This window comes from Nocardia abscessus (assembly GCF_015477775.1).
GTDB classification, from domain to species: Bacteria; Actinomycetota; Actinomycetes; order Mycobacteriales; family Mycobacteriaceae; genus Nocardia; species Nocardia abscessus_A.
This window is the reverse complement of the sequence record NZ_JADLQO010000026.1, coordinates 56170-67246: the sequence shown is the minus strand read 5'-3', so window position 1 is coordinate 67246 and position 11077 is coordinate 56170. Positions and strand designations below refer to the sequence as shown.

Annotated in this window: 9 protein-coding genes; 5 read left to right on the top strand and 4 right to left on the bottom strand. The window is 65.4% G+C overall.

All coding sequences use genetic code 11. The features are described from left to right. Positions 1-213: 213 nt before the first annotated feature. A complete protein-coding gene (locus IU450_RS37235; protein ID WP_195154417.1) occupies positions 214-648 on the bottom strand; it encodes a hypothetical protein in 435 nt (144 codons plus the stop codon). 84 nt (positions 649-732) lie between these two features. Then, positions 733-1170, bottom strand: coding sequence for a DUF6294 family protein (locus IU450_RS37230; protein WP_195154416.1), 438 nt, complete (start codon positions 1168-1170; stop codon positions 733-735). Positions 1171-1376: 206 nt separating this feature from the next. On the opposite strand from IU450_RS37230, the gene IU450_RS37225 reads away from it, so the two are divergent. The 4 genes from IU450_RS37225 to IU450_RS37210 all read left to right on the top strand — a co-directional run bounded on the left by IU450_RS37225 (position 1377) and on the right by IU450_RS37210 (position 9112). After that, positions 1377-4373, top strand: coding sequence for a tetratricopeptide repeat protein (locus IU450_RS37225; protein WP_195154415.1), 2997 nt, complete (start codon positions 1377-1379; stop codon positions 4371-4373). 109 nt (positions 4374-4482) lie between these two features. Beyond that, on the top strand, positions 4483-5073 hold the full coding sequence (locus IU450_RS37220; protein WP_195154414.1) for a hypothetical protein: 591 nt from the start codon (positions 4483-4485) through the stop codon (positions 5071-5073). Further along, a complete protein-coding gene (locus IU450_RS41155) occupies positions 5070-8849 on the top strand; it encodes a CHAT domain-containing protein (RefSeq protein WP_195154413.1) in 3780 nt (1259 codons plus the stop codon). Before IU450_RS37220 ends, IU450_RS41155 begins: the two co-directional genes overlap by 4 nt. Before the next feature lie 71 nt (positions 8850-8920). Continuing rightward, positions 8921-9112 (top strand): hypothetical protein, encoded by a 192-nt coding sequence (locus IU450_RS37210; RefSeq protein WP_195154412.1) that lies wholly within the window; start codon positions 8921-8923, stop codon positions 9110-9112. Positions 9113-9182: 70 nt separating this feature from the next. Here the strand turns inward: IU450_RS37210 and IU450_RS37205 are convergent, their stop codons facing one another. Both IU450_RS37205 and IU450_RS37200 read right to left on the bottom strand, forming a co-directional pair. Next, positions 9183-9707 (bottom strand): hypothetical protein, encoded by a 525-nt coding sequence (locus IU450_RS37205; RefSeq protein WP_195154411.1) that lies wholly within the window; start codon positions 9705-9707, stop codon positions 9183-9185. A 207-nt stretch (positions 9708-9914) separates the two neighbouring features. Beyond that, complete coding sequence (locus tag IU450_RS37200; protein ID WP_195154410.1) at positions 9915-10592, bottom strand: winged helix-turn-helix transcriptional regulator; 678 nt, start codon at positions 10590-10592, stop codon at positions 9915-9917. A gap of 82 nt (positions 10593-10674) precedes the next feature. Here IU450_RS37200 and IU450_RS37195 point away from each other — a divergent pair, with 82 nt between their 5' ends. After that, positions 10675-11004, top strand: a complete 330-nt coding sequence (locus IU450_RS37195; RefSeq protein ID WP_195154409.1) for a hypothetical protein — start codon at positions 10675-10677, stop codon at positions 11002-11004. The last annotated feature ends 73 nt before the right edge of the window (positions 11005-11077 follow it).

Here is an 11077-nt window from a genome sequence, read left to right as displayed (position 1 = left end):
CGCCAGCTCCTCAGCCGAAGCCTGGGCCTTCTTCCTCGCCACAGCATCAAGTGTCGTCATCACGGCACCTTCCCGCTGAACATCGTTCAGCGCGTCAGGCCGCAAACACCGTTAGATCCACAGTCCCGGTCGCGGCCGGATCGGCGGAACGCGCCGCGCAGGTCGGCCGCCGGGCGGCTGCGGCCGACCTGTGTCGGCAGACATCAATGCCGGTCAGAGTGTGAGGCAGGAGCTGCCGGTGTTGATTCCGGTGGTGTTGACGTCGACGGGAATGTATTTGGTGCTGGTGTACTGGCCGGGTTTGAACTGCTGGGCTATGAGGTTCTGAGACCCACGGTATTTCGGGGTCCAGGTAATGGTGGCCGTGCCGGATTCGGGGTGGTAGGTGGTGGGGCCGGGGAGACGCTCGCCGTTACCGGGGACCGAGCCGCCCGCGATGAGGAAGGTGACGTCGCCTTCTTCGGGTGCGGGGGTGTCGACGGTGGCCGTCACGGTGTAGGAGCAGCCGACCGCGAGTCCTTCAGGACCGGCGGCGACGCTCACTCCGGTGATCGCGGCGGTGGCTTCGGGGGCCGCCGGAACGCAGGTCAGTACGGCTGTGGCGAAAACCGAGGCGGAAAGGCTCAGTCGTCGAGTGCGAGTGCGCATGTTCGGTGACTCTTTCGCTGGGTGGAACAGGTGGGCTCGGCAGGTGCGAGGCGCCCGGGTAGGGGAGCTGCGGTCCCGTACCGGTCAGCAGGCGGACCGCAAGGACATGTGGTCGATGCGGGAAAGAAGAGCGGGATCGAAGGTGCCGTGGACCCACCAGTCGTACTGCCGGCTGCTGTCGGGGAGATCGATGACGAACTTGGCGATCTCCCCTTGCTGGTGGGCGATGATGTTGCCGAGGTACTGCCCGCCGGCATCGTGGAGTTGGGCCCACATCAGCCAGGCGTCGTGGTCGTCGCTGCTGGTGACCTTGGCCGTGAAGTGTGCGTTGCCGTCCACCTTCAGTACCCATCGCGCGCCGCGGAACATCGTGCAGTCACCCTCGCGTATGTCGTGGTCCCACGTGAAGACCTTGGGCGACGGTTGCGCCGATGCGGTGCCGCTGAGCGTCGCGGAGCCGAGCACCGCGACCAGGGACAGGACGATTCCGCCGAGTGACAGGCGCCTGCGAGTCGGGAACATTGTCTTCTTCCTCCTGAACCAGAGCGTGAAACCGGTCCGGCGACAGTCGTATCGCCCTGCCCGCTCATATGTTCCACGCCCGGCACGACGCTGTCACGAGGATCGGCTACTTGTCCGCGCCGACTCCGGTACGTGTCTGCGCCATCGCCACTACTCGAACTGTCGGCGCAGTTGTGTGTCCCGGGGATCTACCCGATAGTTTCACCATGGCCGACAGGTTGTTGCTCGTTATCGGAAGCGAATGTGAGCACTTTCCGCGACTCGGCTTCACGTCGGAACTCGCGCAAGCCTTGCACGCCACCCTCGTGACGGCGGGCGGATGGCGACCTGTCGACAGCGGCCCGCTGTTGGATCCGACGATCATCGAGCTCAAACGCAGTGTGAAAGCGGCCTTCCGGCGCGCCGACGACGCAGGTGCGACATTGCTGATCGCGTTCGTCGGTCATGGCTTCACCATGAACGAGGAAGACTTCTTCCTGCTCGCCCGCGACTCGGCGCAGCCGCTGGACTCCGATGTGGGCCTGCACCTGGTCAATGTGGTCGCCGAGCAATTGGGCGGGACACAGTCACTGGACGGGCTGATCGTCCTCGTCGACGCGTGCGAGGCCGGAACCGGAGCGCTCGGAGCGGGTAGCCGATGGGTCAGAATTCTGGAGAAGGCCGCGGGCCGAATGGAATTGCTCGTCGCCTCCGACCACGGCAACGCCTACGACGGGTGCTTCACCCGCACGCTGCTGCGAACATTCCAGAGCGGACTGGATCACAGCGGCACGAATCTGCTCTGTGCCGACCTCACGCCCGAACTCGGTATCGCGTGCGAATGGCAGACGCCCCGGCATCTATCGTTCAACGGCTCCCAAGTTCGCCGCGGCGACCTCGGCCTGTGGCTGGTTCCGAACCGGGCACGGCTGCGTGATGCCGTAACCGGACGCCCTGCGGCCGGTTTGGTCGATCAGCTGGTCCAGACCGTGTCGGCGACCACCACGGTTCAGGAAACCCTCGTCGCTATGGTCGAGTCCGCAGGCGACCGGCTGCAGGCATTGGTCGGCCCGGCCGGAGCCGGCAAATCGACGATAATCTCCCTCCTCATCCGTCCGGGCCTTACCCCCGCTCTGGGATCGCTCACCGCCGAATACGTCTCCGCGGCCGTCTTCCTCGATGTCTCCGGCACTGTCGAGACTGTGATCGGCGAGTTGGAGGCGCAGCTGGGCGAGCGGTTCGGCGACGAATTCCCTGCGGCGCAGCAGTCTGTGCGCGCGGAGTTGACCGATTACGATCGCTTCAGCGAGTTCGAGATCCGCGTCGTGCGGCCGCTGTCGCGCCTGCGGACGCCAGGGCGCCGTATCCGCATCCTCATCGACGGACTGGATCAACCGCAGGAGGGTGGCCGCGACGGCCTCATCGCGGCGGTGGTCACCCTGACGACCGATGACCGGCTCCGCCATGTCCGCGTGGTCGTCGCCATCCGGTCCGGTACCGGGGTCGAGGATCGGCCGGAGCTCGCCCACGCTCGGGTATTCCCGGTACATCCCCCATCGCTGTCGGAAATCTTGCACGAACTGGCCTCATTCGATCGCGATGTCCCCTCTGACCTGGACCGAGCGCTCGGCGCGCAGATCACGGCGATCGGCGGCGGTTGGCTGGTTCCGCGGCTGATCTCCGAGGTCGATTGGGCTTTCGATCGGCCCAACGGGGCGGTCGACCTGCACTCGCTGGTGGTGCGCCGCTTCCGCACCGCTACCCGCAATCGTGCCCGGGCCGCGTCGACCGGCCGGCTGGTCGCGCTGCTCGCGGCGGTCGGACCGGGGCCGGTCGCTCCGCTGCGGTTGATCTCCGAGGCGCTGAACAAACTCGGACCCCAGGTGGCGCTGCCGCAACTGCGCGACGTCGTCGTAGATCTCGGCATTCTGGTGGCGCGAGGGCATCCGGGCGCGGAGGACGAGCGAGTGGGCTTGGCGCATTCGACGTTCGCCGACCCATTACTTCAGGCCGCCGCTACCGCGGACCATCCGACTACCCTTTTCGACGCCCATTCGGTTCTCGCGTCCGCCCTTACGGAGCTGACCGGGCCCGACATCGACACCTATGCGCAGTCGGCGGCGCCGCGTCACTTCCTCGGAAGCGGAGATGCCGCTCGCGCGGTGGAATTCCTCGACCGCGCGGATTCCGGACGCCGAGCGATCGACAACCGAGCCTCGTGGGCGGCCTGGCTGGTGGCCTTCGAAGAGGCGTTGCCGCCGCACGACGTCCACCGGATCGCCGCGCGGGCGCGGCTCGCACGCTGGACCGGCGACGCGGGTGATCCGCACGCGGCGAGGGCGATGTTCGCCGAGCTGGTCGAGGACTGTGCGCGAATATTCGGCCCCGAACACAGCGAAACACTGGCCTGGCGAGTGCAACTCGCCAACTGGATCGCGCAGACCGGCGACAATCGGCTCGCGATCGCGATGCTGAACGATGCGCTGCCACTGCAACTGGCGATTTCCGAACCGGAACACCCCGACGTTCTCCGGATACGCGCGGACCTCGCTTTCTATATCGGGCAGAGCGGAGACATCGCCGGAGCGCGTGACAGGTACGCCGAATTCCTCCCCGTGCTCGAGCGTGTCCTCGGCGCCACCCACAACGATGTCCTGCGCGTCCGCGACCAATACGCACGGTGGATCGGTGAATCCGGTGACGCTGCCGCGGCTCTGCGGATCTGCTCGGCACTGGTCCCGGTCTGCATCGAGGTGCTGGGGACCGAGCATTCCGACACGCTGTGGGCCATGACCAACCTCGCGTGGTGGACCGGGATGGCCGGCGAAACCGAGGACGCCGTCCAGTTGCATCGCGAAGTGCTGGAACTGCGCGAAAGAATCTCCGGCACAGAACATCCCGCGACGCTGGTCGCCAAAGGCAACCTGGCCTATTGGTACGGCCGCAGCGGTCGCTTCACGACCGCGCGGGACATGTTCGCCGAACTGCTCGAGACGCGGATGCGGATCTACGGGGAAGCGGACTTCGAGACCCTTCTCACCCGGGAGAACCTCGCGGAATGGACCGGCCGCGCCGGCGACGTCGTCGGCGCCCGTCGCTGTTACGCGGAACTGCTCGCCGTGCGGCGACGTGTGCTCGGAGAAGACCATCCGGATACGCGAGAAACCCGCGATCGACTGGAATCGTGGACAGATGCTCCGGGACTCGGTCGGGACGGCGGCTGACCGTTGCGACGCGAAATGACGTACTAGTCCCCAGTGCTCGTCGCGGCGGCGCACGTGGCGGCCTTCACATACCCTGGATCGGTCGGTTCGCACGATCAGCGGAGGGCGAATGGGTATCGAGGGGTCCGTGCGATTGTTCGGGTGGTTCGGTGACCCGGACCTGGCGGGGAGTGCGGCGGAGTTCGCCGAGGAGTTCTACGCCGTCGCGGCCGCTGCGGGGCTGAGTGTCGACTCCGATGAGGTCGACAGGAATCCACGTCGGTTCGGCGCCGCGGGTGCGTACGCGATCGATCACGCCGAACCGGATAAGTTCGGCGTGGAGGCGGCAGCGTTGGCTGCTGTCACCTTTGTCGCCGCGCCGCTTGCCGGGTGGGCCGTGGAGAAGGTCGCCGACACGGTGTGGTCGCGCCTGGTTGCGGCTTTCAAGAGGCTTCGGCCTGCGGCCGCATCGGAGCGTCCGTCGGATCGGCTCGTGGTGCTGCGCACCGTATATTCGGAGGACCAGGTCGTGGTGGAGGTGACCGCCGATCTGGCCGAGGTGTCCGGCGAAGCTCTCGTCGGATACCTTGCCGCGGCGCAGGATCGAGCGCGGTCCGTCGCTGCCCACCTGCCGGAAGGCGAAGTTCGCATCATCCAGTTCGTCGTGGGCGCGGACGGTTTGTCGGCTCCCACCGTCGTCACCGAGGACCGCCGGATGTGACGACACAACCCAACCCACAACCTCCGCGCGAATTCGACTTGGACCTCGCTCGCGCGTTCTGCAACCTCGCCGCCCCGGCCCACGCGGTCACTTGGCTTCGCAAGCACCCCGAGATTCTCCTGATGGCGGTGTCCGCTGAGTCGCGTCGCACTCTCGTCGGGGAGGCGCAGAGGAATCCGGAACCGCTGCGGACGCAATGGTTGCAGCGAATAGCGGTGATCATCGCGGCGGCGTCATCTGGAATCGAAAGGGCATTCACCTACTACATCGATGATCCCGATAGAGACGACCCGGACGCAGCGAGCGAAGCGATCCTGCACGCACAGACCACCGAGGACTATGTCACGACTCTGCGTCGCCATCCGGGACTGCTCGGGGCCGACGTGCGCCGCTGGCTGCTGGATGAGGCGGATAGAGCGGGATCACCGGAAGAGGGCGATAGGTATCGCACATGCGCTTGGACCTTGGCACGCTGTCACGACGCCGGTGTAACTGCGGGAGTCGCATTGACATACGTCATGGTGCGATTGGCGCATACCACCGATTGGCAGGCACAGCTTCGGACAACCGATATCGCAGACGTGCGGCGCATTCTGGAGACCCTCGCGGGCCTGGTGCCCGAGACCACCTCGGCATCCGAAAAGAAGGCGGTACTCGGCCGACTTTCTGCCGACGAGATCATCGACGCCATCGACCTGCTCGAAGTGGCAGCGCACGCACCAGGGTGTGCTGACGCCGCGAACGACTTGCTCCACCTCCGCGCGATTCTCGGCGCTGTTGCCGATCATGGATCGGAACAGGGATTGCTCGCGGCCGTCTACGGCGAGATCGTCACCGAATCCAGCGATGATCGCGCGATCGAACTCGCCGACGAATACATCGCCGCGTTCGGCGCGCTCGAACCCGATCTGGTTGTGCTCGACCCACCCGACGAACCGAGCAGGACCGCGGCGGAGGGCCGGATACAGCGACGTGATGACATGTTCGCGGTGCGCGCGTCCGCCGCGCGGGAATCGGCTGATCAGTTGCTCGACCGCCTGATCGATGTCCGCACCACGGACAACGCACTCGGTACACGCACACTCACCGTGCAGAATTTGCTCTCCTCGTATCCGGCACTGCGGCAGCCGATTACAAAGCAAGTGCTGCTCGAGCGTTTCGAAACCGCGACTGAACAGCAATTTCGAGACCTACGCGCCCTGCGGCGACTGCTCGACGACCTGGATGAGGGCCGACCGATCGCGCCAGCGGCATCGATGTATTCACGGATCGATTACGAGACGATCGACGGAACGACAGTCCTGCACGTCGGAAACGACTATTGGGCACGACGTCCTTTCGATCTCACCCAGGTTTTCGACGGCGGCGAAGGCGTCATCAACAAAGCATTTGCGCTGCATCGTGCGATCAGGGAATCAGGAGTACCAGCCGATGTCGGTGAGCTCGATGCCTGCCTGAGCGACCTGGCAGGTGAAGCCGCATTCGTCGCGCCGGATGCGCTCGTCCGCATCCTCGATGCCGAGGCAGGGCTGCTGCGCTCGAGATTCCGAGTGACGGACGAAGTCGATGATCTCCTTCGGGCGGTGCAATCGCTCGAAGAGGCCGTTCGAATGCTGGTACCCGGCACGATCGGCTACCACCTCTACCAGGGAGACCTCGTAGACGCGCTGAGCGAACTGCACGATCAGTCCCACGACGACCACATCCTCGGCCGCGCACTGATGTTGGCGAACGACTCGGCGGAAGCGCTCGGCGAATCGGCGATGCCCGGTGAAAAGGAGGCGCTGCTGCTCGAGCAGATCGCCCGTGCGAGATTCGCGGCTGCCATGCGAACGGGCTGGAAGCAACTGGGGGAGAAAGCGATCGAGGCCCTCGACGCGGCGAGTGCTCTCATCGATCCGGACACTGCTCTCGGTAGAGAAATCGCACAGCATCTGCTGTCGATGCGATTCGTGCACGCTACGCGAAGCGGCGACGAGGCAGCGGCGGTCGGGGCGCTCGAAGCGCTTCGCCACGCCGATAGTTCGGCTCCCGTCGCGGACAGGCTGATACATCTGTACAACATCGGACAGATGCTCGACGATCTCGGCCCTTCCCACCGCGACGACGCGATCGCAGCGTTCCAACAGGTCTACCTCGCATCCGAGAATCGTCCGGTATTCCGGCTCGCGGCCGCCACCAGATTGGGTGAACTCCACGCGGACAGCGGTCACTGGAAACGCGCGGCACGGTATTACGCAGACGCCTGGGAACTGACCCGCGCCGCAGTCTCCCGGCAATTCTCCGCACAGAACACGGAATTGAAACTGCGTGGCGCACAGGGCCGTGCCGCGCACGCCGCATTCGCGATGGCATCCTCCGGTAATCACATCGATGCCGTACACACGCTCGAACAGGGCCTTGCCATCATGACGACCAACGCCCTGAACGACCGCGAGGGAGCGCCCGAGCTGCTCCGCGCACGGGGATACGAACAACTCGCCGAGCGCTACCAGCGACAGCTCGCCGCGGCGGCGGTTCAGGACACCGCCGACCTCACGCGACTGACCGCCGCCACAACCCCTGCGCCGCCGACGCCCGCCGATACCAGAAGACTGCGCGCGGAACTCGCCGCGACGATAGCCGAGATCAGGTCGGTGCCGGGTCTTTCGCTGTTCCGCCAACCCGCGAGCGTCGATGACATTCGACACGCGGCGTCCGACGGCCCGCTCGTCTACCTGTCCAGTACCGGATTCGGCGGTCAGGCGCTGATCGTTGCTTCGGATGGTTCCGTGGAGCGAATCCGCCTCGACAACCTCACCGCATCGGCCGTGCAGCAACGCACTCTGGCGGTGCTCCGTGATCCGGCACGCGAGCTCGACCCCGTCGGTGACTGGCTATGGACCAGTGCCATGGAACACATCCTGAACGCCACCCGAGGCCAACAGCGGATCACCCTGGTCCCGGCGGGGCAGCTGACCTTTCTCCCATGGCATGCCGCGTGGACCCCGGACACCGCCTACCCCACCCACCGCAGATACGCCATAGACGACCTCTTGATCACTTACGCACCCAACGCCGCTGCGGTCCTGCACGCTCGATCCCGCCTACGGACCGCAACCGCGTCGCGCATCCTGGTTGTCGACGAACCAGAAGCGGCCCGCGGCGGCCGCCTGCCCACGTCGGTACTCGAGTGCGATGCCGCGCTGGCCGGATACGCGGCCACTGCGCGCACCCGGCTGCGGGGCCGGTCCAGCACCCGGGAAAACGTGCTGACGGCATTGGCCGATGCCGACTTCGCGCATCTGTCCTGTCATGCGCGGGCCAGTCTGGCCGAACCTTTGCGGACCCGACTCGAACTGGCGAACCACAGTGCCGTCTCGATCGCCGATATCCTCGCGACTCCACTCAACCTGCGGCTCGCGGTCCTCTCGGCATGTCAGACCGCGCAGATCGGAACCGCGACCATGGACGAGGCAATCGGATTTCCCACTGCCCTGCTCCGCGCCGGTGCCGCGGCGATCATCAGCAGCCTGTGGTCGGTGCCGCAAACCAGTACAAGCGAACTCATGATCCGCTTCTACCGCGAACTCTATTCGGCAGACACCACCTGTGCCGAAGCCCTGCGCCGAGCGCAACGGCAGGTGCGCGACAGCACGGCCCGCGAAAAACGCGAGATGCTGAGCGAGTACAGCTCCACCGCTGTTGCCGGAATAGCGACGGCGCGACCGGAGTCGCGCCCGCACGCGCGTCCATTGCACTGGGCTGCCTTCACCTTCAACGGCGCAGACCACTGAGCCGCTGGGTCGCATGGGCGCCTCAGGTCGCCGCCATCTGTTCGGCCGTCATGCCGGCTTTCGCCGTAGGCGTGGCGATCATCTCCGCTCAGGAGGGCGCCCTGAAACGGGCGATCGTCCCCCTGGTCGTCATCGGGCTGGCCGTGTTCTTCGGCTACGCCTTCGCGCTGTCAGGCGTCGCGGAGTCGGCCTGGGCGCTCTGCACTGGCCGTTCCGCCATCGGTAACGAAACTTGCCCGGACTTTTTTCGCGGAGTCGCGTGAGAAGCATTGCCATAGAGACGAATTACGTCGCGGTGACGCATCCGCCGCATAGCCCGCGAAGAGGGGCGAGTCAGAGCATCGAGCACCGTAGACCGTAAGGCGTCGATATATCCATCCCAGGGTAGTAGACGAGGATATTCGAGGTCACCAGCAGACATACCGCATCGACGAGCAGTGCGGCCGGGAGTAACACCGCTGCCGTATGCCGCCGCTGAAAAGATGGTCGCGTCAAGGCCCGGACGAGAAGGACAACCGCGACGACCGCCGATACGGTCAGTGCCGCGGCAATGCCGATCGGCAGCCACAGTCCGTAGGGATGCCCGAGGCTGAGCGCGCCGGGGTGGTCTGCTGCGCGGCATTCCGCCTCAAAGGCGCTGACAGCGCGATGGTCGAGAAGCATCATCGTGGCGAACCCGAGCGGACCCGTAGCTATCAGGAACGCATACCGCACATCGGAATTGCGGAGTCGGTTCGCGTATCGCCGTTCTCTCGTGCGTTTCTCGAAGTCGACCTCGTCGACAACATGGCTGTCGGACGTCGATTCATCGAAATTCGCGCAGGTCTGATCGCCTGAGTTGGACGTCGAATCGCTCATCGCCGCACCTTAGCAGGCCGATTTCTCTTCATTCGTCACTGTTGAGGAGTGAAAAGCTCTGCCGACGATGGCGTTTGTCGACCGAGCATATACCGACGGGATACCTATCTCCTCCTGATGCGCGAAGAGTTCGGATGCGTGGAATACACAGGAACCCGCGAATGCGAAACAACGGCAACTCGAGTCCCTTGGATCTCACGCCGAGAATCAGTCCCTCTCGCTGACGGCGGGGACTTGGTCGGGCAGCGGAAAGAGATCGAGGAAACGCTGCGCCACGGCGTGGGTGCCCGTCACGCGCACCGTCCCCGCGTGCACGGCGGACTCGAGATCCATTCCGCCGTAGAGCAAGTCGTCCAAGGTGTGCGAGTCCGTGTCGAGGACGACATCGGGTCGGTCGATGTCGCCGCGCTCGACTCGGATCGCACCGCCGGCGATGCGGACGCGGAAGCGGTCGTCGCCGAGTCGTAGAGCGACCGCCATCGCGGCGCCCGCAGCGGCCTCGGGATCGAATGTCGCTCGCAGCGAGAGCATGAGCGAGTCGACGCTGCTGTGGATGTCGTGGCGCAGCAGCGGGGATCGTCCACCCCAACGCCCGAGTTGGGTGACCACGGGCGCCAGTTCGGCTCCCCACTCGGTCAGCTCGTAGACCCATGCGGCCGCTGGTGGCGGCAGCCGATGCTGCCGGACGACGCCGGCCTGCCGCAATTCGCGCAGCCGCTGCGACAGCATGTCAGGGCTGGCTCCAGGAAGGCCCGAGCGGAGGTCGGTGAACCGCTTCGGTCCGAGCAGCAGTTCGCGCACCACGGGCAGCGCCCATCGGTCGCCGATGAGGTCGAGGGCGTGCGACACCGCGCAGCCGTCGTTGTACCAGCGCTTACCTGCCATGGCCCCCACCCTACCAGCCGTTATCCCGAAGAACCCACTTCATAGTTGACTTTTCCTACTATTGGATCTTATATTCCAACTTATGGTTGCTGATCCGACGCAGGACACGAGTAAGGCATTCGTAGTGCGGTACCGAACGCATCCCGACCGGGCCGAGGAGAATCGGAGGCTGATCGAGCAGGTATTCGCCGAGTTGACGGACGAGAACCCGGGTGGCTTGCGATATGCCACATTCCAGCTGGAGGACGGCGTGACGTTCGTCCATGTCGCTCTGCACGAGGGGGACGGGCGAACACTGGCCCGATCACCGGCGTTCGCGAGATTTCAACGCGGGATCGGCGGCCGCGTCACCGAACCGCCGATGGTCGCGGAGGCCGCCGTCGTCGGATCCTATCGATTTCCGGTCAACTGAGAACAGAGGAGTGCGTCATGCCGCAGATTTTCATCGAGGCTCCATCGGGGGTCCGAGGGGAGGCCAAGCGTGC